The sequence below is a fragment of the Prevotella sp. HJM029 genome, assembly GCF_000599605.1.
Taxonomy (GTDB): domain Bacteria; phylum Bacteroidota; class Bacteroidia; order Bacteroidales; family Bacteroidaceae; genus Prevotella.
The window spans coordinates 34,557-58,478 of sequence record NZ_KK082679.1; the positions used below are offsets into that span (position 1 = coordinate 34,557).

Annotated in this window: 16 protein-coding genes; 9 read left to right on the forward strand and 7 right to left on the reverse strand. The window is 47.7% G+C overall.

Annotated elements, in window-relative coordinates:
• Positions 1-66 precede the first annotated feature (66 nt).
• From X919_RS0113955 to X919_RS0113975, 4 genes are all read left to right on the forward strand, one after another.
• Positions 67-1,503 carry a DUF4832 domain-containing protein gene (locus X919_RS0113955; protein WP_028900638.1) on the forward strand — a complete coding sequence of 479 codons (1,437 nt, stop codon included), beginning with the start codon at positions 67-69 and terminating at the stop codon, positions 1,501-1,503.
• A 2-nt stretch (positions 1,504-1,505) separates the two neighbouring features.
• Positions 1,506-2,648: an acyltransferase family protein gene (locus tag X919_RS0113960; protein ID WP_028900639.1), complete on the forward strand. Its 1,143-nt coding sequence runs from the start codon at positions 1,506-1,508 to the stop codon at positions 2,646-2,648.
• A gap of 12 nt (positions 2,649-2,660) precedes the next feature.
• Positions 2,661-4,415, forward strand: a complete 1,755-nt coding sequence (locus X919_RS0113965; protein ID WP_028900640.1) for a hypothetical protein — start codon at positions 2,661-2,663, stop codon at positions 4,413-4,415.
• A gap of 319 nt (positions 4,416-4,734) precedes the next feature.
• Positions 4,735-6,315, forward strand: coding sequence for a glycoside hydrolase family 31 protein (locus X919_RS0113975; protein ID WP_028900641.1), 1,581 nt, complete (start codon positions 4,735-4,737; stop codon positions 6,313-6,315).
• A gap of 661 nt (positions 6,316-6,976) precedes the next feature.
• Here X919_RS0113975 and tatC read toward each other — a convergent pair.
• The 6 genes from tatC to X919_RS0114010 all read right to left on the reverse strand — a co-directional run bounded on the left by tatC (position 6,977) and on the right by X919_RS0114010 (position 13,204).
• Positions 6,977-7,750 carry a twin-arginine translocase subunit TatC gene (gene tatC, locus X919_RS0113985; protein WP_028900643.1) on the reverse strand — a complete coding sequence of 258 codons (774 nt, stop codon included), beginning with the start codon at positions 7,748-7,750 and terminating at the stop codon, positions 6,977-6,979.
• The gene (locus X919_RS0113990; RefSeq protein WP_028900644.1) at positions 7,734-7,937 is read right to left on the reverse strand and encodes a Sec-independent protein translocase subunit TatA/TatB; all 204 of its coding nucleotides are present in this window, start codon (positions 7,935-7,937) and stop codon (positions 7,734-7,736) included. The genes tatC and X919_RS0113990 overlap by 17 nt, the downstream gene beginning before the upstream one ends.
• Before the next feature lie 23 nt (positions 7,938-7,960).
• Complete coding sequence (locus tag X919_RS0113995) at positions 7,961-9,316, reverse strand: alpha amylase family protein (RefSeq protein ID WP_253270157.1); 1,356 nt, start codon at positions 9,314-9,316, stop codon at positions 7,961-7,963.
• A complete protein-coding gene (locus tag X919_RS0114000; protein WP_028900646.1) occupies positions 9,313-10,710 on the reverse strand; it encodes a sugar porter family MFS transporter in 1,398 nt (465 codons plus the stop codon). Before X919_RS0114000 ends, X919_RS0113995 begins: the two co-directional genes overlap by 4 nt.
• A gap of 29 nt (positions 10,711-10,739) precedes the next feature.
• Entirely contained in the window at positions 10,740-11,825 is a 1,086-nt protein-coding gene (locus X919_RS0114005) for a DUF4434 domain-containing protein (protein ID WP_028900647.1), read from the reverse strand.
• Positions 11,826-11,968: 143 nt separating this feature from the next.
• Entirely contained in the window at positions 11,969-13,204 is a 1,236-nt protein-coding gene (locus X919_RS0114010; protein WP_028900648.1) for an ROK family protein, read from the reverse strand.
• Between the two features lie 422 nt (positions 13,205-13,626).
• Here X919_RS0114010 and X919_RS0114015 point away from each other — a divergent pair, with 422 nt between their 5' ends.
• The 5 genes from X919_RS0114015 to X919_RS0114035 are packed head-to-tail and all read left to right on the forward strand — an operon-like array spanning position 13,627 to position 22,712.
• The gene (locus X919_RS0114015) at positions 13,627-16,830 is read left to right on the forward strand and encodes a SusC/RagA family TonB-linked outer membrane protein (protein ID WP_028900649.1); all 3,204 of its coding nucleotides are present in this window, start codon (positions 13,627-13,629) and stop codon (positions 16,828-16,830) included.
• A gap of 17 nt (positions 16,831-16,847) precedes the next feature.
• Positions 16,848-18,503, forward strand: coding sequence for a RagB/SusD family nutrient uptake outer membrane protein (locus X919_RS0114020; RefSeq protein ID WP_028900650.1), 1,656 nt, complete (start codon positions 16,848-16,850; stop codon positions 18,501-18,503).
• A 16-nt stretch (positions 18,504-18,519) separates the two neighbouring features.
• Complete coding sequence (locus X919_RS0114025) at positions 18,520-20,205, forward strand: DUF5018 domain-containing protein (RefSeq protein ID WP_028900651.1); 1,686 nt, start codon at positions 18,520-18,522, stop codon at positions 20,203-20,205.
• Between the two features lie 42 nt (positions 20,206-20,247).
• A complete protein-coding gene (locus X919_RS0114030; RefSeq protein WP_028900652.1) occupies positions 20,248-21,654 on the forward strand; it encodes an alpha amylase family protein in 1,407 nt (468 codons plus the stop codon).
• Between the two features lie 38 nt (positions 21,655-21,692).
• Positions 21,693-22,712: a metallophosphoesterase family protein gene (locus tag X919_RS0114035; protein WP_036918143.1), complete on the forward strand. Its 1,020-nt coding sequence runs from the start codon at positions 21,693-21,695 to the stop codon at positions 22,710-22,712.
• 169 nt (positions 22,713-22,881) lie between these two features.
• Here the strand turns inward: X919_RS0114035 and X919_RS0114045 are convergent, their stop codons facing one another.
• Positions 22,882-23,910, reverse strand: a complete 1,029-nt coding sequence (locus X919_RS0114045) for an endonuclease/exonuclease/phosphatase family protein (RefSeq protein WP_028900654.1) — start codon at positions 23,908-23,910, stop codon at positions 22,882-22,884.
• Positions 23,911-23,922 lie beyond the last annotated feature (12 nt).

Below are 23,922 nucleotides of genomic sequence, written 5' to 3' on the forward strand. Positions count from 1 at the left end.
AAAAGATTTTAAGCGAAATTCGTTTGGAAAGACGGATGGAACAACATTAATTTTAAACATAACAAGATGAATAAATTGCTGAACATACCGCTCTTGCTACTCGCCCTCTCGTGGGTTTCGTGTAGCAGTAGCGGGAATGATGATCCCAATCCTACGCCCAATGGTGGCGAAGGAAACCAAAACTTGCAGACGGTGAAGTATACTTCGACGAAAGAAGATTTCTTCAATCCCGAGCGAGGCATGTATACTATGGTCGAAAGCAACCTGACAACGCCACTCTCGGCCTCGCGCCTTAACACGGCAAAAAATGCAAAAGAGTCGCTCGTGCAGATTGTTTACTACCTGAAAGACCGTCGCAATCAAGCACTTTCAGCCGCCGATTTAAACAAAATCACCACTGATTTGGCTACTGTTCGCCAAGTAGGTTTGAAGGCTATTCTGCGCTTTGCCTACACTTCGGCAGCCACAGAGCCCGATGCTCCGCTCAACATCATCGAGCAACATTTAGACAATTTGAAGCCCGTGCTCGTGCAAAACAAAGACATTATCGCCTGTGTGCAAGCTGGCTTCATTGGTGCTTGGGGTGAATGGTATTACTCTACCAACGGCTTAAACAACACCACGGCACGCAATGCCGTGCTGCAAAAATGGTTAGAAGTGTTGCCAAAGGACCGTTGTGTGCAAGTGCGTACACCAGCTTATAAGCAAACTTTCACAGGCATTGCTACGCCCCTCAATGCCACAACAGCCTATACAGGCACGCCACAAGCACGCATCGCGCAACACAACGATGCATTTATGGCCGACGAAACCAACATGGGAACCTATGTTGATGTAGCTAAAGACAAAGCGTTTGTAGCCGAGGAAGCACTCTATACGCCTTTAGGTGGTGAGACAGCACGCCCCACTTCGACCACACCTCCCAGCAGAGGTTCAGCCGCTTTGTTAGAGTTGAAGACGCTGCATTGGTCGTTCTTGCACGATGGTTATGACCGTGTGGTGCTCAAACAATGGGAACGTGACGGCGTGATGGACGAGATTCGCACCCACTTGGGCTACCGTTTGGTGCTCATGCGCGGCCAATATTCCACGCAACATGCACCGGGAAGTGAGCTTGTGGCCAAGCTTTCTATTTACAACATTGGTTTTGCTGCCATGTATAATCCCCGCAAAGTGCAGCTTATTTTGCGCTCCACTGCGGGCGATGTTTATGTGGCAACGCTGCCCGATGACCCACGCACTTGGAAGCCACGTCAGGCAACTACGCTCACCGCAAAGGTGGCTTTGCCTACCAATCTCCCAGCTGGCGAATATCAGTTGCTGCTCTTCTTGCCCGATGCTGAGCCTTCATTGGCGGCACGTGCCGACTATGCTGTGCGCTTAGCCAATAAAGATATGTGGGAAGCAACCACAGGCTACAACAATCTTGGTGTGAAGATTAAAGTTGATGCTGCAGCGCAATTGCCACAAAGCACGTCGAACATCCAATTCATCAAACAATAGTTATGGAGACAACAACCCAGTCTTCGCAACCGCAACGCTTGCTTTCGCTCGACATTTTGCGTGGTGCCGACTTGGCCATGTTGGTGCTCATTCAGCCCATTTTGCTCAAAGCGCTCGAGACAGCGCAACCAGCTGAGGGCACTATGGGGCATTTCATCATGGGGCAACTGCTTCATCTGCCGTGGGAGGGCTTCTGCTTTTGGGACATCATCATGCCCTTGTTCATGTTCATGTCGGGCATCACCATCCCCTTTGCCATGGCACGTTACAAGCGTGGAGAGCGCATTGATGGCAGCTTTTACCGCCGCATCTTGAAACGCTTTGTGGTGCTTTGGGTGTTAGGCATGGTTTGTCAAGGCAACCTTTTGGCGTTTGACTTGCAAAGACTGCACCTCTATTCTAACACCCTTCAAAGCATCGCTGTGGGCTATGTTGCCGTGGCTTTCCTCTATGTTTTCTGCTCGTTGCGCACGCAAATGGTGGCAGTGGCATTGTCGTTTGCCCTGTATATCGCAATCTTTGCTATTTGGGGAAACTTCGATTTCACCATCGACAGCAACATTTGCGAGGCCATCGACCGCGCGGTGTTGGGCCGTTTCCGCGACGGAGTGATTTGGCAGGGCAACCAATGGCATTGGGATCCTACCTATCATTATACGTGGATCATGAGTTCTCTGAACTTCATCGTGACGGTTTATCTGGGCACTTTGGCAGGCTATCTGTTGAAAAGTGAGCGCACAGCGATGCAAAAGTTCTACTGGCTCATTGCTGGTGGTGTGGCCATGATTGCCGTATCGCTTTGCATGCACCCTTGGATTCCCATCATCAAACACATCTGGTCGAGCTCCATGACACTCTTCTCAGGAGGCATTTGCTTTATCCTGATGGGCTTGTTCTATTACATCATCGACGTGAAGGGATGCAGAAAAGGCTGGATGTGGCTGCGATACTATGGCATGAACTCATTAGTTGCGTATTACATTGGCGACCACATTGACTTCAATTCTATCACCGACTCTATCTTCTTTGGCTTCCAACAATGGCTCGGCGACTATTATCGTGTGTTGCTGGTTGCCCTGCAAGGGGTGTGGGTATTGCTCATTTTGAAGCTGATGTTCAAATTAAACTATTTCATAAAAGCATAAAACCGATTGATTATGTTCAAAAAAATATCAACTATTGTGCTGGCAACAGCCCTGTTGGGGCTTGTAAGTTGCAGCAGCGACGACGACAAGTTTGTGTCTAATGACAAAACGGGTCCGAAGCCAGGTATCGACCTTATGGTCATCCCAGACAACTATAAATATGGCGATAAAGTGAGCATCACTGGTCTGCTCACCGATGATCGCAACCTTGATCACTACGAGCTTTTGTTGCTCAACAGCAAGGGTGACACCTTAGCTACAAAGTATCAGATGTTGCTTGGCCAGCAATTCAACATGGATGATTTCATTCAAATTCCGTTGCCCAAGAATGCATCGACCGATGATTTGCAAGTGGTGGTGAAGCTCGATAACACACGTAACGGCGAAGCGGTTGAGACTTTCGACTTGCCGGCCGTAGCAACTCCCTCGTTTGAGACCCTCAACTTGGTGCTCGGCAATGGCAATATCGTGGAGCTACAAAAGCAAGGTGAGGTGTTCACCATGCCCACTGAGCAGGTGTTCCCCGCCAAAGTGAAAGGCATTATCTCGACCACCACGAGCAAAAACGGCATCTACTGGGGTACGAAGAATGGCGAAATAGCCACCATGACCAACGATTCCATCACGATTGGCGGCGATGTTGAGTCATCGTTCACCATCACTTTCAATCCCAAGACCTTTGAGCTCAACTTCAGCGAGCGCCACGTTTGGAAACCCTTACCTGCTGCCGACTGCTACTATCTCTTGGGCACCATCTCGGGACACTGGCAAGATGGCGAGATTACGACCGAGAAAAACAAGATGCGCATGAAAGGCTTCGAAAGTCAAAACGATAGCTACTACACCTGGACGGCACCCGAAGGCGACGACCCCAACGTGGGGATGTGGGGACAAACGGCCGCAGGTGTGTTCCGCATGAAGCGCGGTGCACAGCAGGGTTACATCCTTTGGGACGGCCAACACATTGTGCAATCTCCCACCGATGATGCGACAAAGAGCTTCCCCCTCACAGCAGGTGGCGCCTTTACCATCAAAACTAACTTCACAGCGGGCACGTGTACGAGCGTCGAAGTGACGGGAAGTGGCAAGTCGTTGCTCTTCACCAACAACAAAGTGGTGGTCAATGGCAATGCCGTTACGCCTACTATCGGCTTCTGTGGACAGCAGTTGCATTTGAAAGCAGGTACGGCCTACATCTATGAGGGCACCATGACGCTACAAAAGGGACAGAAGATTTCGTCGGATTTCGACCTCTCTTCCTACACTTGCAACCCCGATTTGTTCACTGGAGGTGGCAACGCTACCTGGACATTGAAGGCCAACACGGGCACCTACTATGTGCGCATGGATGTCTTTAGCGGCGCATTCTATGCGTGTCCGGTTGCGGGCTATCCCAATGTGCTCTATATGGATGGTTGGAGTTGGGCACCCACTCAAAACTCAACGGCCGTGGTATGGTCCGACGATAACGTGTTGCCCGTGGTGCACACCACAGGCCATCGCTACGAAGGCACCTTCTATAACTTTGGTTGGGGTGGCGATGTGGCCTTCTATGTCGTTCATCCTTCCACGGGTCACAAATATCGTTTGCCCAATGCTTTCTTCCCAGCCAGTGTGCGTAGTGGCACCGATGGATTCCTCATTCCTTCGGGAGCGGGCTATTACAAAGTGGTCATCGATTTGAAAGATGGCATCAATGTGGCGGCCAATGGTGCGGTAACTCCTGTGGGAGATAACCATTTCACGATGGACTATGTGGCACAATAGCCCCACACGCACAGCAAACGCTCTTTCTCATGTATAAAGGTGTTCCGGCAAGGCAGAACAGCTGTTGCAGCGTTGCAATAGCTGTTCGGGCGCGCCGGAACACCTTTTTCATGGCGCAATAACGCTTCGGGCGCGCCCGAACACATTTTGCAAGGATGTAAAAAGGCTTCGGGCGCGCCCGAACATGTTTTGCATCGTGCAGCAACTCTTCGGGAACGCCCGAACACTATTTTCACTTTCGATGGCACTTTGGGGTGAGTAGCTTCCCCCACGCCACATCTGTTTCACGCCCTTCATAGGGACATTACACATTTAATTTATGCATTTACGTTCTTATCTTCTACTCCTGTTGGGGCTCTTCTGCACCGCGTTGCAGGCACAACACCATAGCGACATTCCCGTGTTAGCAGGCGAATCGTGGTGGGGTGGTGCCACTGCTTTAGGCACATCGATGCCGTTCACGTCGCTTTCGCCTTTCGATCTCTCGTGCCAAAACGACAACAACCAGGTGTCGGGCATGCTCATTTCCAATCGTGGGCGCACCATCTGGAGCGATAGCCCATTCAAATTCTCGGTCGATGGGCAGGGCATTCACATCGATTCGCGCTACGAAAAAGTGGGTGTCAAGCAGCAAGGCACGACCCTGCGCGACGCCTATCGGGCACTCATGCAACAGCATTTCCCAGCCGAAGGGACATTGCCCGACACCCTGTTTTTCTCGCATCCGCAATACAACACGTGGATAGAGCTGATGTACAACCAAAATCAACACGACATTTTGACCTATGCTCGCCATTTGCTCGACAATGGCTTGCCCCCAGGAATTTTGATGATTGATGACAATTGGCAGCGTTATTATGGCAATTTCGATTTCAAATGCGAACGCTTTCCCAACCCTCGTGCCATGGTCGATAGCCTGCATAGGCAGGGCTTCAAGGTGATGTTGTGGATCAGTCCGTTTGTCACGGCCGACAGTCCCGAATATCGTGCGCTGGCCAAACAAGGGCTGTTGCTGCGCGATGCCACAGGAAATCCGGCCATCATTCCTTGGTGGAACGGGCAAAGCGCCTGCTTCGACCTCACCAATCCGTCCGCCCTCGACTATTTGGAACACACGTTGCGCGGCATGATGCACGATTATGCCATCGACGGTTTCAAGTTTGATGGCGGCGATAATATTTACTATGACCGTGCCGACTTGCGCCCTTATCGCAAAGATGCACGCTCGGTCGATCAAACAAAAGGCTGGGCCGAATTGGGATGCCGCTTCGCTTTCAACGAATATCGCGCGTGCTGGCAGATGGGCAACCGTCCGTTGGTGCAACGATTGGGCGACAAAGACTATTTGTGGAAGGCGGTGCAGCAGCTCGTTCCCGACATGATTGCCGCAGGCTTGCTGGGCTATGGCTATGCATGTCCCGACATGATTGGCGGCGGTTCGTTTGCTTCGTTCCTCGATATTGATGCCGACAAGTTCGACCAAGCACTCATTGTGCGCTCGGCTCAGGTGCATGCACTCATGCCGATGATGCAATTCTCGGTGGCACCCTGGCGCATTCTCAGTGCCGAGAACATGAAGATTATCCGGGCCATGGCGCAACTGCACGTGCAAAAATCGCCCTACATTCTGGCCTGCGCCCGCGAAACGGCACGCACTGGCGAACCCATTGTGCGCAGTTTGGAATATGAATTTCCCCATCAGGGTTATGAAAAGGTGCACGACCAATTCATGTTGGGCAGCCGTTTGATGGTGGCTCCGATGACAACGCCGGGCACTTCGCGCACCATTGTGCTGCCTCCTGGCCGCTGGCGCGACGATCAAGGGCGCGTGTTCCGTGGGCGTCGCACCATCCAACAGCAGGTGCCGCTCTGGCGTCTACCCTATTTTGAGTGCCTCTAAATGCCGCAAAAGTTCGTTTTTGGCGGATAGCAATTCCCCGAAACATGGTTCTATGGCAGTAAAGAGAGCGGTCATCGTGACTACATTGTAAAACAAACATGTGCCGAACAGCCTTCAAAAGCCGTTCGGCATATCTTGTTTTGTGAAGTGGGCATCCTCTCTTGTCCTCCGATGGGGGTAGAGCTATCCAAACAGGTGGGCTGACAGGCTCACCAATTATCAATCATTGGCATCACAATATAGTATACATTGCGTTGTAATATGGTATAAATTACACCACAATCTCATGGTGATTATCTCGTTATTTGGTAGTAATTACCACATAAAGACAATGCTTTGATGTATTGGAGGTGATAGGGAACAGCAGAAATGAAGTAATTTTTGTCTTACGAGGTCTTTGTCGGGCATCCAAAAGGCCACACTGTAAATAGGTAGGATGATTCCATGTCAGGCTATTTCCCAACAAAAATACAGCAAAAACAAAATGTCTTCACCTTGAAAAGATAATTTTGTTTTTCATAGATTAAAAGTAAAAAGGCTTGTCGTTTTAAGCCTTTATGATCGATTTTTGCCCCATCAGGTTGCCATGTGAGCGGCACATGTGGGGCGAAAGAGCCCGTCATGCACGCGCATCTGTAGTCACTCGCCTGATTTTGCGCCGTCATTTTGGCACCAAAAGCACGCTGACTTCATATAAAAACCAAATGGGGAGGGAGACAACCATGAGGGTGAAGACGTCGGAAGTGGGGGTGATGATGGCGGCAACGACCACGATAGCCACCACCGCATGGCGGCGATAACGGCGCATAGTGGATGCTGTGAGCAGCCCACAACGCCCCATGAGCCAGCAAACTAAAGGTAACTCGAAGAGAATGCCCATCAGGAGGCTCAACACCAACAGCGTGTCTACATAGGAGTTGAGCGTGATGAGGTTCTCAACGCTGCCACTTACCTGGTAGGTTCCTAAGAAATGGAACGTTAAAGGGAAGATGACAAAATAGTTAAATGCAAGACCTATGCAGAACATCACAAAGCTACTCACCACAATAGGCACCACACGTTGTTGCGTAGCGGGCTCGAAAGCGGGTGCAATGTAGCCGAAAAGCTGATAGAACACGTAGGGAGATGCTACCATGAAGCCTACATAGGCCGACACTTTCACATGCATAGCAAACTGTCCTGTGAGCGTGGTGTTGACCAATTGAATGGCAGATGCCGTGGTGGTTATTTCGTTTTGCGACAGCAAATGGAGCTGTTCGCAGAGGCGATAAGACAGAAAATCGGGGGCATGGGGGGCTAAAATCAGGCGAAATACCTCGTCTTTCAGCAAGAAAGCCACGAGGCCACACCCAACGATGGCCACGATGATTTTGATGAAAACGCGTCGGAGCTCCTCCAAATGCTCCCAAAATGTCATCTCATCGCGTGGGCTCATCGTGCTGCGTCTCCGCTGGTTTGTCTTTTGAAGGCTGCTGCTCTTCGGGCGCATCCACGCCGTTCACGCTGTCTTTAAAATAGCGAACGCCCTTCCCTAAGCCCTTCATGAGTTCGGGAATGCGCTTGCCTCCAAACAGAATGAGAATGATAATGGCGATGATAATAATTTCTTGTGTTCCTAACATAATGTGTTGATTTTGAATGATTTTTATTGTTTCGAGGGGTGTTGCACGTGCCCTTGCAATCCTTTCTCCACCTCATTCCACCATTGTGGATGGGCAATGAGATGGCTAATGTCGAAAAGCATCACGCCATCGGATAGCGAAAGGTTCGTTTGAATGGCGCGACTGATCTTCTCAGGTTGTGGCGCTAACTGGTCGATGAGCACGCTACCATAGAACGGATGACCGCATAAAAGGCGGTGTAGTTGCCGGCATGAGCCTTCAACCGAGTACCATTGCGCGCTTTCATCGGTGGCATTCTTGGGCTGTTCTATCGTGGGATAGTAGTTACCCGCCATGTAAAAATCGATGAGTGGCATATAACCTGTCGTGTGATAGCGTGGTGTGGCCCATGCAAAGTCGCGCTCGGGGTGATAAGAAGGATGGGCAAAGTTCACGCCAACTTCATAATAAGTGGGATACCAAGCGCCGGTATAGGTGCCGAAAAGCGCCTTGGGACACACTTGTTTCACCTGCTTTCGGAGCGCACCCATCACATCATGGATGACTTTTGCGCGCCACTCTATCCACAAAGCATACCACTTTCCGGGCCGAACCACCCACTGTTGGGTATCATTTTTCACCCAAGTGAAGATGTCTTGTGGGAACTTTTCAACGCGATGGTGAATATATTTTTCGAAAGCGCGACGCGAAGTGTCTGAGAAGTCGGCCTCGATACCATCATAACGCACGCGGTCTAACACCACGCCATCTACTGTTGGGTAGGCCGAAAGCAAAGCCTTTAACAGCTTTTTCATGTAGCCGAGATAGCCTTTAGCCAAGGGATTGACCATTGCAGCATACTTCTCTTTCTGCTGTGTAATGGGCAATCGTCCGGCAGGCGTGTATTGCATGGAGGCCCATTCAGCATGTTTGGTGTAAATAGGTCCGCGATCAAAGTAGTTATGTCCTGCTGAAAAGCAGTTCATAGCAGCGTGCACCTTCATGCCAAAAGCGTGGGCAATGGTGATGAAACGCCCCAAGTAGTCGAAGTCGGGGCGTGTGAATTGTTTCCAAGTTTGCAGCTTAGGAGCCAACGATGTGTTGAACAACACCTCGCCACTCACAGGCCGAACGTCGACAACGAGGTCGGTAAAGCCCAATAGATGGAGCTTCCTGACGTAGTAATCGATGCTGTCGGGGTGGCTAAAGGTTTGGAAATTAGCCGTCGCATCCACCCACATGATGATGTGTTTGGCGGTGCTGTCGGTTGCCCTCTCTGCATTTTTTTGCGCCATAAGCCTCCCCATCGGTGCTAAAAGCAGCACCATGAGCAGCCCTTTTTGCCATAGCTTGTGCCATGAGAGTTGCCGTTGTGGAGGCCGCTGCGCAATGGGTTTCATGCGTTTTCCCTCCAATAACGCTCAATATCTTCCAATGACATGCGCGCCGTTTCGGGGATAAAGCGCCAGATAATGAACAGATAGGGCAGACACATCAGTGCAAAGAACAGGAAAGTGCCTGCGGGAGTGAAGGCCGAAAGGAACCAAGGTGTGAGCTGACCAATTAGGAATGTGCCCACCCAAAGGGCTAAACCGGCAATGCTCATGGCGATACCTCGCACGTGATTGGGGTACATTTCGGAGAGCAAAACGAACACAACGGCGCTGATACTGATGGCACAACAAAACACATAGAACAAGAAAAACACCAGCATCATGTAGGAGGAAAGCTGCCATTGGTCGTGGAATTGGAAGTAAAGGGCTATGAGGATGAGCGATAAAATCATGCCCGAAACGCCATAATAGATGAGCTTTTTGCGGCCAATGCGGTCGATAATAAACAGTGCAATGATGGTGGTTAGCATGTTAACTGCACCAACTAACACCTGACAAAGGAGCGGATCGTTCATTCCTGCATTGGTAAAGATGGACGGACCATAATACAACACGGCGTTAACACCCATGAACTGGCCCAAGATAGCAATGCAAACGCCTAAGATAATCGCTTTCAATAGGCCTGGTTGCAAGAGCGAACGCCATGATGTCTCCACGCTTTTGGCGATGGTTTCTTGCGTTTGGGCAATCTGTTTGGCAATGGCTTCACGCGCCACATAGATGCGTTGGTAGATGGTTTCGGCTTCGGTTAGTCGGCCTTTCACCACCAACCAGCGCGGACTTTCGGGCAAAGCGAGGATGATGATGAAGAAGAATAGCGCGGGAAGTGTTTCCATTCCCAACATGCCGCGCCACACTTCGTCGACAAAGATGAAGCGAAGCCAGCCCGTTTCTATCGCACCTTGCTGCGAAATGAGCAGCAAACCATAGTTCATGGCATAGGCAACTAAGAAGCCAATCGTGATGGCTAACTGATATAACGACACCATAAGACCCCGGTATTGCGCAATAGCAATCTCCGATATATAAATAGGTGCGACGATAGAGATGATGCCTATGCCTGCACCACCAATGATTCTAAAGACCACTAACATGGAGAAATTGGTGGCAACGGCGCAACCTAAGGCCGAAGTGGTGAAGAGAAAGGCCGATAAAAACATGATGGGTTTGCGGCCAAAGCGGTCACTTAGCCAGCCAGCAACGGCCACTCCGGCAATCGATCCCACAAGAGCGCTGCTCACATACCAGCCTTGTTGCACTACGTTTAAGTGAAATTGTGTGTTCACTTGGTCGATAGTGCCCGAGATAACGGCCGTGTCGTAGCCAAAAAGCAGTCCACCTAAGGCGGCGATGAGGGCTAAAAAGAAAAGGTAGCCCATGTGTACGGTTCTTGAATTCATAGTGTAATGCGATAGAATAAGGTGGGGAATTAAAGATTAAAATATTCTTTATAGCGGTCATAAAGGTGCCCGGCTTGCAGATAAGCCGACTGAGGACTCATGAAATGTGAGAACTCAAAGGTGATGGCTTTATCGTAATGGCACCGTTTAGCAGCTTCTAATTTCAGACGGAGTTTGTCGAATTTAATCGGAAGGAAGCGTATAGGCATGTCACGATCGAATGTTTCTGCGTTTGTCCAGCACTGCATTCCATAGCGATCGGCCAATTTTTTGTTGACCGAAAAGAACATGTCTAACTCATCATAATCAATATGTCCGTCTTGAAAAGCGCAGGCATCGACCACATCATGAATGCCATCGAAGATCTCATTCCATTCTCTTTCGTGCTCTTCTACGCTCACAGCCTGCTCCTTAGTGAGCCCTTCGGTGGGCATAACGGCCTTCTTTCCGTCAATCCATGGGGAGATAAACACCGGCAAATTGTTGGAGATATCTTTACATTGTTTGCCAATCGTGTGGAACGTTTCAATGGCTCCTTTGGTCTTTCGGCTAATTTCTGTGCTGATATACCAACCTTTAAAACTCTTGTGGTGACCGTAACTCTTCCACACTTCATCGATAACGTAGCGGTTATCGCGTATTTCATGCGACATATCTCCTGTGTCCCAATAGTGTCCCGAGTCGTAAAGTCCGAAATAAAACTTCATGTTATATTTGTCGGCCAAGCGCAAAAAGAGGTCAATTAAATCGACGGATGGCTTGTAACATCCCTTTTTTAGCAGATAAGCTGAGGGGTAAGTGATGAACTTTCTGTAGCCCGAACGTATCACGATAACGGTGTCGATACCGATGGCTTTCATATATTTAAAATCGGCATCCCACTCGCGTTCGCCCCAGTTTTGGTGGGGAATGTCGTGCGAAATCTCGTCTAAGAAAGTGCCCGTGATGGGCAATCCGTTGGCTTTGGGCACAAGATAATGACTATTGTCGGTAGCCAATGCGCCGACAGATGGTGATGATGGGCGCTTGTTTTTAGCCCATAACAAAGAGGGGGCGAGCAATGATGCGGCGCACCCTAAGCCTAATTGCTTTAAAAAATCTCTACGGTTAACCATGGGTTACTTGTTGTTGATTTATGGTTTCCCACGACTTTTGCTTTTGAAGCGGCCGTCATGTTGACCTGTTTTGATAGAAACGATATGTTAATGATTGAAATATTGTATGTTTGCGAGTGGGAAGTTCCTCCACATTCCTTATTTTATGTCTTGTGGGTGAAACGCTGTGTGTGGGGCGACTCATAGTCATCAATGTGCAAATAATGACTTCTTGCCGTGAGACAAGCACCCACTAACCCCGCCTGATTGCTTAAGGTGGAGAGGGCGATGATGGAATCTTCGCTGACTTTATTGAGCGAATATTTCTTGATACCCATCTGAATGGGGCGCAAAAGATAGTCGCCCGTCGTCGAGAGTTCGCCGCCAATGACGAGCATTTCGGGGTTGAAGATATTGATGATGCCTGCTAAGTTTCGCCCCAACTCGGTAGCAACCTCTTGCAAAGCATCAATACAGAGAATATCTTCGCGCTGGATAGCGTCTAAGATGGCTTGCAACGAGAGCTCGTTTTCGGGTGTGTTGGAGAGGATAGATACTTGTCCATTGCGCAGTCTTTGCATCACTTTGCGCAGCAAGGCAGCTCCCGAAGTCTCGGTTTCCATGCAGCCTGTTTTGCCACAATGACAAATAATGTCGTTGTCGTAGCAGTGCACATGTCCCATTTCTCCAGCATATCCAGAGCGACCCGCATAGCGCTTGCCATCAATAATGATGCCCATGCCGATGCCCCAGCTCACATTAATGAACACCACATGTTGCAAACCTCGGCAACAACCCTGCAACCATTCACCATAAGTCATGCAACGTGTGTCGTTGTCGATGGTGGTTGGGATAGTCAATCCCTGTGTTAACGCATCGGCTAATGGCTCGTCTAAGGTGGTGAAGATGTTGTAGGCGGTGCCCGCTTGCGGTGTAACACGTCCACCAACAGTCATGCAAGCGCAACTTATTTGCTGGGGAGAGCAGTTGGCTTCTCGCAAGAAATTCTGGATAATCTTCAAGAGATTGTCGAAGCAAGCCCGACTATCTTCATAGTAAAATGGCATGCGTGAGTGTTCATAGATGATGGTTCCGCAGAGGTCACAGATGCAAAGACTCATCCAAAGGTGTCCCATGTCGATGCCTAAGAAATAGGCTCTTTTGGCATTTAAGAAGTAAAGACGCGGCGCACGGCGTGCATAGTTTTCCTTTCGTCCCACTTCACAAACCCATCCAGAGGCGATGAGTTCGTTTAGCGCCTTTGTCATAAAAGGAACACTAACAGCCTGGTCTCGCGCCAACTCTGCAATGGTTTGCTGACCACGCAATATCAATTGGCGAAGCAATGCGCGTTGTGCTTCAGTCCAGGTTTCTATAGAAGGAATGCCAACTTCTTCCACAAGGATAATAATAAATAATTTATTTTACTTTGCAAAAGTATATAAATAAATAAGTTTTCCAATCTATTGGCTTGTTAATTATTTAAAAAGCATGGCCTTTTCTATGCGTGACATTCGCGCAGGGGAAAATGGTTAGTTCTTAATATAAATAGGTTTACGCGCGTAATAGCATATATATTGTGTGCAAAAAGCATAGCGATTACCCAGCAATATGAATGAGATTAGGACGTAATTTGATAGCTTTTATAATGTAAATAATTTCAGTAATAAACCAACTTAAATAATTAAAATAATTTATTTAATGTGATTTGTGAAAATAAATAGTTTTAAATTTGGAACATATTTAATATTGTTTTATATTTGCAGCGTCATGAAGTAAGAACTATTTCTACTACTTTGTGCAATCTAAACAAAATATGGTCATGAAAGAAAAAGTGAAAAATGAGTATCGTTTAGCCGTGAGCCGTTTGGTTTGGCTGATGGTATTGATGTTGGCTATCCCTGCTTTGCGTGGGCAAGCTCAAACGACAGTGAAAGGATTTGTGCATGATGTGGCGGGAGAGCCTTTAGCCGGTGTGACGGTAGTCATGAATAATAATCCGAAACATGCTACAGTGACAAACCTTGAAGGCTATTATGTGCTGAATGGAGGTGCGCAAAAAGCTTCTACACTCACCTTTACTTATGTGGGGATGAAGCCCTTACAAGTGAAATGTAATGGGAAGACTTCTATTGATGTTACGTTGCAAGATGACAACACCGACTTGGCAGATGTGGTTGTGATTGGCTATGGAACAGCTCGCAAACAGTCGCTCACGGGTGCTGTGACAGCCATGAAAGGTGACGAGTTGTTGAAGGGGCCATCGACCAATGTGTCGAGCCTGTTGGGTGGAAAGATGCCTGGTGTGACCTCGGTTCAGACTTCGGGTGAGCCAGGAAACGACCAAGCAGCCCTCAGAATACGTGGCTCTCACATGGAAGCTTTATATATTGTGGATGGTATTCCACGCAGCATTGATGATATTGACCCTAACGATATTGAAAGTATTTCGGTGCTCAAAGATGGTGCTGCTGCGGCTGTTTATGGCCTGAATGCAGCTGGAGGTGTGATTATAGTGACGACAAGAAAGGGCACAGAGGGGAAGCCTCGTGTGGCTTATGATGGTCAGTTTGGTGTGTCGCTGAATGCGAATTTCCCCGAATTTATGAATGGACCAGAATATGCTTACTATTATAACATGGCACAGATGATGGACCAATTGGCTAACGGAACCATTCAACGTCGTGAAGATTATGTGCCTGCTTTTAAGCAAAGTGACATTGAGAAAATGCTCAATGGCGACCCCACAGATGGATGGGACAACGTGAATTATATTGATAAGGTGTTTGGAACAGGACAGCTTTTTAAACATAATGTGTCGGTTTCGGGGGGTAATCCCAATGTGAACTATTATGTTGGTGGCGGTTTTATGAACCAGAAAGGTAACATCGATAACTATGATTATCGCCGTTATAACCTGCGTACGAATCTGAATTTCAAGCCCAGTAAGGATTGGAATATTGCTGTTGGAACCGTAGCAACCATCACACGCAAGGCACAACCACGCTATAATTCGGGCGGATCGGATGCGTTGGGCATGCCAGGTGAGACGGGTTGGCTCTCTATTGGACACCAAGCAATCATGATGAGGCCTTATTTACCTGAGCAATGGAATGGGCTTTACACCGGTTCTATCCCCAATAATGCTTCGGTGGTGTATAGTCCTTTGGCTGCAATTCAACAGTCGGGTTATCAGAGAACGCGTGGTATGAATCTCAATACCAACGTCTCTTTCAGTTATGATGCGCCTTGGTTGCCAGGCTTAACCTTGAAGGCTACGGGGTCGTATGATTATCTTTCTTCGCGTAACAAGCAGCTGAGCACACCCTATCAGACCTACACGCGCGATTTAACCACGGCAACCTTCGTGTTGAATCAAGACCCTGAGAGCATTAATAAAAATAAGGTGGGCGAAGGATCTTATACCACTGAGCAGATGATAGGTCAGCTTAGTGCGGGCTATGTACACCAATTCGACCGCCATCATGTCGATGCTTTGTTCTTGGTTGAAGGCCGAGATTTCAAATCATCTAACTTTGCTGCCTACGCCGATAATGTTCCTTTTGCAGGTCTTCCAGAACTATCTTATGGCATTCCGCTCACGAGTAACTCGCAATCGGGGTTGAGTGGGCACACCCGAACGGCTGGTTATGTGTTCCGTTTGAAATATGATTATAACAATATTTATTTGGCAGAGTTTAGCGGTCGCTATGATGGTAGTTACAACTTCAGTGGTAATAAGTCGAATAAGCGGTGGGGATTCTTCCCTTCTTTCTCTGCAGCATGGCGCCTTTCGGGTGAATCTTTCATGCAAAAAACACAGTCATGGTTGAGCGATTTGAAGCTGCGTGCATCAATAGGTTTGTTGGGTAATGATGCTGTTTCACCTTATTCTTTCCTTAGCACCTATTCTTTTGGTGGTAATTGCATCTTTAACGGCAACGTATATAGTTCACTTTACACTTCAAATGTAGCTAATCCAGAGCTCACTTGGTCGAAAACACGCACTTCGAACATTGGTTTTGATGCAACATTGTGGGATGGAAAGCTCTCACTTGAGGCCGATTGGTTCTATAATCTCAACTATGATATCTTGGCAAATATGAGTGGTGATAAGGCACCTTCTATGGGAGGCTATTATTATACCATTGCAAATCATAACCGATATGCCAACTATGGTGTGGAATGGACGTTGTCTCATCAAAACACCTTCGCTCTGTTGGGTAAGCCTTTCCGTTATAATGCAAGCCTAAACATGACGTATGCGAAGAGCAAATGGCTGCGCTATCTTGATGAACCCAATGCACAAGAGTGGCGTAAGTATGTAGGAACAAGTGTTGATGCAGCATATGTTTGGATTGCAGAAGGCCTCTTCCGTTCAGAAGAAGAGATTGATCATGCGGCTTGGTACGGCAGTAGACCCAACTTAGGTGATATTAAATACAAAGATATGAATGGCGATGGCAAGATTGATGAGCAAGATCGTTCGCGCATAGGGCGTAGCAATCGTCCAGAGATCATGATGGGTCTTAATCTCGGTGCATCGTGGAATGGATTCGATTTTAGCGCGCAATTTACGGGTGGTTTCAAGTTTGATGTGTCGATGTTGGGTACTTATTATAATGGTTATGATGACAATACCATCTGGAGTCAGACCTTTAAAGAGGGCGCGAACTCACCATTATGGTTGGTGAAAGAAGCTTATAGCATTGACAATCCCAATGGCACTTACCCTCGTATTACGCTCTCTACCGTCTCACATGGTGGCGATAATGGTGCTGCTTCCACCTTTTGGATGCGCAAAGGTAACTATGTTCGTTTGAAAACAGCGCAGATAGGCTATTCGTTACCGAAAGCAATGATGCATAAAATCGGTATAGAGAACATCCGTATTTATGTGGAAGGGTCAAACCTTTTCACACTTGATAGCCTGCCAAAGGGAATCGATCCTGAGTCGCCCGCAGTGAACAATGGCTACTATCCGCAACAAAGAACTTTCTTAGGAGGCATTAACATCACATTCTAACCTTAACGTTCACGAAAATGAAAAAGAGATATTTAACGATAGCATCAATTGCAATGGGTCTTGCAGTTACATCATGCAATGACTTTCTCAATATTAGTCCTACAGACAAAGTAACCGAAAAATTAGTTTGGAGCGATGTCGCTACAGGTGAATTAGCTGTAAACTATTTCTATGGAGATATTCCAAATCTTGGTAGTTTTAGCAATTATCAAAGCAGTATTGGCCTTACTGAAGGCTTGACCGACGAGTTTAAATACGGCAATATGAACTATAATGCCTTCTGTTTCATTCCTAATGAGGTTTCTTATGGTGGCACAGTGCTCACTGCTCCCTATGTAGATAGCTACTTAGGTGTGTGGGGAACCACCTACGAACAGATACGTCGTGTGAACGAAACCTTAGGGAAACTCCATGCAAGTAGTTTTGATGAGCATGAAAAGCAGCGCTTAGAAGGCGAACTTCGCTTCTTTAGAGCCATGTATTATTTTGAACTTTTGAAGCGTTATCATCAGGCAATCATCTATGATGAAGACTTAACTAAGATCTCAACCAACAAGGCTTTAGATACAGAAGCTGCTGGATGGGACTACGTTTTGGCTGATTTAACCTTTGCAGCACAGCATCTTCCAGTGCAGAAAGCAGCAATGGGACGCCTCACAAGTGGTGCTGCTTATGCCCTCATCACACGTGCTATGCTTTATTGTAATAATTGGGATGCGGTGAAAGAGGCTGCGAAGAAGGTCTTCGACATGGGGTATACGCTCACCAATCAGTATGCCGATGCCTTTAAAGGTGAAGGAAATACCGAGGCCATCTATACTTATGTTTATGGCAATGTGGCTAACACTGGACACCAGTTCGATAGCTATTATGCGCCAGGAGGGGACCATTCTTTGGGCATGCCTACCTATGGTGCGTTTGGAACACCTACACAAGACTTAGTTGAAGAGTATGAATTGAAGACTGGAGGGAAAGCAGATTGGACCGCATGGCATGCACAAGGAGGCACCACTCAAGCGCCACCTTATGACCAATTAGAGCCACGTTTTGCGGCAACCATACTCTATAATGGAGCTAAATGGCGTGATAGAGCCATCGAACCCTTTGTTGGTGGCAAAGATGGATGGGCTGAATGGATGAAAGATGCAGTGAATGAAGGGCGCACAACCACGGGCTATTATCTGAAAAAGTTCTTGGATGAGTCGCGCGATTACAAAGCCAATAGTCAGAGTACACAGCCTTGGGTAGCCTTCCGATTAGCTGAAGTCTATCTCAATTATGCTGAGGCTTGCTTGCGAACCAATGATCTTGCCGAGACTGTCATCTATATTAATAAGGTGAGACAGCGTCCAGGTGTCGGACTTCCAGCCCTACAAAATCTTACAACCGCTGAGCAAGTGTTTGATGCTTTGCGCCATGAACGCAAGATAGAGCTGGCCTTCGAAGGACTTTATTACTGGGATATGCGTCGCTGGGGATTGGCTACTACACAGCTAACAGGTATTCGTCGTCATGGATTTAAGATTGAAAAGAGTGGCAGCAACTATCGTTATCAATATGTAACCGTTGACAATGTTAATCTCAACTACCCACAGAAAATGAATCGTTTCCCCATTCCTGTGGCAGAACTGAATACAAATAAGGAGATGAAACAATTCTCAGAATGGCAATAATTTAAAGAACATCATTATGAAAACAAAGATAAATTTCGTGTGCTACTGCGTGGCATTGGCCTCACTTTCGCTCTTCACCAATTGTGCAGAAGAGGAACATGTAGCACCAACGGCTAATCGTTCGGGCATCACGAGCCTAACAGCTTATTTCACTTCGGGTGAATATAAAGACAAGGTTGCCAAGGAATGGATCATTAATAGCAATGAAGACAAAACAGACTATGTTATCCCTATTCCTTTTTATTACCCAGAGGAAAGCGATAATTCGACAGCCGATGCGCTAAAAGCGATGAAGGTAACTGCCGTGTTGGAGAATAATTGCATGCTCAATCCAGGCTTAACCATGCTCGACTTAACCCAGAAGAATGCCTTTACCTATACCGACCCCTATGGCAATGAGCGCCATATCACCATCTCGGGGCAGCAAGTGCGTTCCAATAAGTGTGCCGTTAAGAGTTTCATGGTCAATGGTTCCATTCCCGCAGTGGTTGATGAAACGAATAAAAGCATATCGATAGTCACTCTTGATGACCTCTCAAATGCAACAGCAGAAGCAGTGCTTGATGCCCATGCAACGATAGTTCCCGACCCTCATGGCACCTATAATTTCAATCAACCCATGTCCTTTACGGTGACTGCTGATAACGGAGTGGATAAGACTGTCTACCAAGTGGTGAAGCGTATTCCATCAAAACTCGACATGGGTTATGCCGTAGGGAGCGAGAAAGAACTATTCTCTCATGACCTAAGACTATTAGGTATCACGCAAACACAAGAGGGCATGCACCCCACTTTAGCCGCTATTGGCAAATATGTTGTCCTCAATGTGGGTGATGGTAGCGCACCACTCTATTTCTTGAGGGCTACAGGAAGTAAGGTCGGAACAATTAATTTGGGAAGTGCAAATGCTACGGGTGCCATCACCAGTGACCAGGCAGACCACATGCTTATCTGCAATCTTGCAGACAATGGACAGACATTAAAGATTTATAAAACGAATAGTGTGACCGGCGCTCCCACACCCTTTATCACCTATCATAACAGCTTAGGGGTTACTCTTGGCGCCCGTTTAAGTGTGCAAGGCGACCTCGATCACGATGCGGTGATCGTGGCAACACCGCTCAATACCAAGAAAGTGGTGCGCTGGAAAGTTACCAATGGCACCGTGGGTGCACCCGAAGTGATAGAGCTTGGCATCAATCCTTGGGGTGGAATGGGCGGAAATGCCAAGGTTGTAGCGGCCAATGCGCAAGGCAATGCAGGTTGTGTGGCCGACTATTATGCTGGAGGTGCCAATCAAATGTATTACTTATCCGACTGGCAGACACCCACCAATTTGGTCAAAGGAGAGTCGTGGGGACAAACAAGTGCGGCCCTCGATATGTGCACCTTTAACCATAATCGCTATTTAGTAAACTTCAAAATAGGCTATTGGCCCACATGGGGATTTCCAGGAACCGTCTATCTTTTCGATGCAGCCAATCTCAATAGTGTCACGGGAGCAGATGAGACTTCTTCGGCATTGAAGTATGCTTTTAAAGTAAAAGATTATTGTGCGGGCAACATGGCAGAACCAGGTGAATACGGATTTAGTGATGTTCTCATCGCTCCTACAGCTGATGGCTACTTTGCTCACATCTTCTACGTGTCGAATACGCACCTCTCGTTTGGTGGTATCCAGATTGATTGTATTAAAAAATGATGCATTTTATAGCGCAATATCACGCATTTTAGGTCATAAACAATGCGACATTACACAACAATACATAGTGTTTTATGTTTCATGTTGGTACTCATGGCTTACACTTCCTGTAAGCCTGAGTCCCATGAAGATATTCAAAACAAATGGGATTGGGAGAAGAAAAAAGACCCAACACCAAGTCCTGACAGCGAAAAGTCACGCTTCATCTGGATTGATGCAGCAGCCAACTTCCCCCGTTATGCCAACAGCAAAGAGAACATCCAGACTGATTTGGAAAAGGTTAAGGCAGCTGGATTTACCGATATCGTGGTGGATGTGCGCCCTTCGATGGGCGATGTGCTCTACAAAACCGATGCTGTGAGTCAGGTGAAGAAGCTCGATACCTGGGAAGGCAGCACCTATACGTTTTACGAACGCACGGTCACTTGGGACTATCTGCAGGCCTTTATCGATGCAGGTCATCAGTTAGGGCTGAAGGTTAACGCAGCCATCAATACCTTTGTGGGCGGCAATCTCTATCCTTATGGGCTTGGAGAACAGGGACTTGTGTTCCGCGATGCCACGAAACGTGCGTGGGTAACGACACTAAGTCTTGAGCAAGGGTTGGTCAACGAGATGGATCTCACAAGTACCAATCCCGCCGATGCCGACTTCTATGGCACGAAATTCCTCAATCCTTCCAACCCCGATGTGCAGGAGTTTCTGCTCCATTTGCTGCGCGATTTAAGTCAATACAAGGTCGATGGCATCTTCTTGGACCGTTGCCGATACGACGATTTGCGGGCAGACTTTTCGGAAGAGAGTCAAAAGCAATTCAAAACGTTTGTTGGAGATGAGCAAGTTCGGTTCCCTGAAGATGTAGGAACAGTGGGTATGCCTGATAACAAGGCCACGCGAAAGGCAAAATATTTCAAGCAATGGCTGGCCTTTCGCGCCAAAACCATCCACGACTTTGTGCAGCGAGCCGTAGCGACCATTCATAGCGTTAATCCCAAAATCAAGGTCGGAACCTACGTGGGTGCGTGGTATTCCACCTATTATCAGATGGGAGTTAACTGGGCAAGCACGAGCTATGACCCCGCCATTGACTATCCTTCTTGGGCTAATAGCGACTACCATCAGTATGGTTATGCCGACTTGCTCGACCAAATGCTCTTGGGATGTTATGCAGCTGCCAATAAAGTTTATGGCACAGGCGAATGGACAATGCAGGGCTTTGCCCAACAAGCACGTAGGCTATTGGGCAAAAACGTGAAGTTCGCGGGCGGCCCCGATGTAGGAAATCCCACGGGATTTGAACAGGGCAATCAGCACGAAGCAGTGAAAAACAGTGTCGATGCCTGCGCTAATGCTGCCGATGGTTATTTTGTTTTCGACATCTATCATGTCAGAACGTATAATTATTGGGACGACTTGAAACAAGGATTTGAACAATTAAAGAAGAAATAAGATTTCCGAAAACAACTTAAAACACGAAAAAACAAATGATGAAAAAAATGATGGTTGCACTGCTTCTCGTAGGCAGTGCAACCTTAACCATGGCACAAACGCTGAAATTTAACAGCGAAGGACGTTTTAAAATCATGCAAATCACCGACGTACACTATAATGGTAGTGAGGCTTCGGTGGCTGCTTTGCCGGTGATTGACCGCCTCTTAACGGCCGAAAAGCCCGATTTAATCGTGCTTACGGGCGACATTATCTGGGGACCTCCGGCTAAAGAAAATCTCCTATCGGTGCTCAATCGCATCGCCAAGCATCACATTCCGTTTGTCTATGAATTTGGGAATCATGACTTTGAGCAAGGACTTTCCAATCAAAAACTCTACGAACTTGCACGCCAAGTGGACTATAATATCTGCCCAGAAATCAAAGATGGACAAGCATTAGATTATGTTTTAACCATCCAATCGTCGCATGATCAGCAGCCCGCAGCCCGTCTTTATTGCTTCGATTCGCACGCCTATCCCAAGGGTTTCCCGCAAGATAAGAGCAAAGGTATCTATGCTTGGCTCACCTTTGAACAGGTGGATTGGTATCGAAAACAGGCGCAAATGGCAAAGCAAACGTACCACAATAAGGTGCTTCTTGCGCTGGCTTTCTTCCATATTCCGTTGCCCGAATACAAGCAAGCAGCCACAACTGAAACGGCAACGCTCATTGGTACGCGCCGAGAAGCGGTGTGTTCGCCCGATTTTAACTCAGGCATGTTCACCGCAATGGCTGAAGAAGGCGACGTGATGGCTATCTTTGCGGGGCACGATCACGACAATGATTATGCCGTGATGTGGAAGGATTTGCTCTTAGCCTATGGGCGATATACGGGCGGAAACACCGTGTATAATCACTTAAAGCCCGGTGCTCGTGTCATTATCTTAGAGGAAGGGAAGCGTCGTTTCACTACTTATATCCGTGAATGGGATGGCAATCGCTGCGACTTCTCCACCTATCCCGACAGTTATGTCATGGATGATTGGACGAAACGTGCCCCCGTTCGCTATGAATAGGCGGTGGGAAGACGACAAAAAGCAGATGAAAAAGCCTCGTATCCCTCTCAACTTGCCACCTTTTTTGCAGGAAGTTGAGAGAGATACAAGGGTAAAAAGAATTTTAAAAGGGGCTATAAAACCTGCTCTTTAGCCATATATCAGGCCTTGGCTAATATCATTTCAACACTCATTTTCCCACTTCAAACGCCACCAACAGGCCGCGATGGTCGGTAGGCCAAATGCCTTTTGGTGGGAGATAGGGGTCGTTCCAGGTGTCTTTTTGGGGCTTACAACGTGCCACACACGTATCAGGTCCGAAGATTTTAGCGTCTGTTGCGCGCATATTCCGACCTTGATAGTAGATTAAATCGATGCGTTCGCGCTCGTCAGATAGCGGTGCCCACGTGAGTTTATGAATGTCGGCGAGGGGATTATAGCATGGATAAGTGAAGCCGGGATGCGTGAGTGGGTTGGGAAACAGCACGCGATAGGCATCCCGATAGCCCGCTTTAGCGAGCATGGTTGACACGGTCCAGGGCACAATCATGCCGTGATGGTCGAAAAGTTGCGCGGTGGCGGCCGTCCAATCTAAATGTGATGGCTCGTTGAAATCGCCGCCAAAGATGACACATCGCCCTGCTTTTAGGTCGTGTTTTGCTTCATTAATGAAGATTTGCGCTGCGTTATCGCGCCATGAAAGGTCGTTTTTCTGCAGCAATTCATCAACGCTGGCAGGACGATTGCAGGGCTTAAACGTGTTGCCATCATAGCCTCTTACCTCATAATAGCTGCAATCTAAATAGTCAAGGTGGCCGGTATAGACGGCAAACTCGCGCCCTTTCACCTTCGTTACCAGCTTATAAATGCTGCCATGGTCGCGATTTTCGGGGAAAACATACACTGAATCGCTGATGGGATGGGCGCTCAATAGCCCCGAGTCCTTCGATTTAAACGTGTAATAAGTAAGACCTCGTTGGTGTAACGCCGACACAAGACGCAGCAAAAAGTTGGTGTTGTGGTAGTTTCTCACCTCACTAAACGTCACAAAGTCGGGGTGAAGGCGAGCCAATTCGTCGGCGATGGCCTCGAAACCACCCGGAATAAGTGTGCCTTCTTGCCAGATATTCCATTGCAAAACGGTGATTTTCTGTGGCGATTGTGCCATTGTTCCCAAGGCAAAGCAATGGAGCAGCAGGGCTAAAATGATTTTCTTCATCTGTAAAAAAGT

Excerpts from the sequence above, each read along its gene's own strand:
- X919_RS0114030 (WP_028900652.1), top strand. The coding sequence starts at position 20,248 with ATGCGACATTACACAACAATACATAGTGTTTTATGTTTCATGTTGGTA.
- X919_RS0114020 (WP_028900650.1), top strand. The coding sequence starts at position 16,848 with ATGAAAAAGAGATATTTAACGATAGCATCAATTGCAATGGGTCTTGCA.
- X919_RS0113975 (WP_028900641.1), top strand. The coding sequence starts at position 4,735 with ATGCATTTACGTTCTTATCTTCTACTCCTGTTGGGGCTCTTCTGCACC.
- X919_RS0114035 (WP_036918143.1), top strand. The coding sequence starts at position 21,693 with ATGAAAAAAATGATGGTTGCACTGCTTCTCGTAGGCAGTGCAACCTTA.
- X919_RS0114005 (WP_028900647.1), bottom strand. The coding sequence starts at position 11,825 with ATGGTTAACCGTAGAGATTTTTTAAAGCAATTAGGCTTAGGGTGCGCC.
- X919_RS0113960 (WP_028900639.1), top strand. The coding sequence starts at position 1,506 with ATGGAGACAACAACCCAGTCTTCGCAACCGCAACGCTTGCTTTCGCTC.
- X919_RS0114000 (WP_028900646.1), bottom strand. The coding sequence starts at position 10,710 with ATGAATTCAAGAACCGTACACATGGGCTACCTTTTCTTTTTAGCCCTC.
- X919_RS0113995 (WP_253270157.1), bottom strand. The coding sequence starts at position 9,316 with ATGAAACCCATTGCGCAGCGGCCTCCACAACGGCAACTCTCATGGCAC.
- X919_RS0113965 (WP_028900640.1), top strand. The coding sequence starts at position 2,661 with ATGTTCAAAAAAATATCAACTATTGTGCTGGCAACAGCCCTGTTGGGG.
- X919_RS0114015 (WP_028900649.1), top strand. The coding sequence starts at position 13,627 with ATGAAAGAAAAAGTGAAAAATGAGTATCGTTTAGCCGTGAGCCGTTTG.
- X919_RS0113990 (WP_028900644.1), bottom strand. The coding sequence starts at position 7,937 with ATGTTAGGAACACAAGAAATTATTATCATCGCCATTATCATTCTCATT.
- X919_RS0114045 (WP_028900654.1), bottom strand. The coding sequence starts at position 23,910 with ATGAAGAAAATCATTTTAGCCCTGCTGCTCCATTGCTTTGCCTTGGGA.
- X919_RS0114025 (WP_028900651.1), top strand. The coding sequence starts at position 18,520 with ATGAAAACAAAGATAAATTTCGTGTGCTACTGCGTGGCATTGGCCTCA.
- tatC (WP_028900643.1), bottom strand. The coding sequence starts at position 7,750 with ATGAGCCCACGCGATGAGATGACATTTTGGGAGCATTTGGAGGAGCTC.
- X919_RS0113955 (WP_028900638.1), top strand. The coding sequence starts at position 67 with ATGAATAAATTGCTGAACATACCGCTCTTGCTACTCGCCCTCTCGTGG.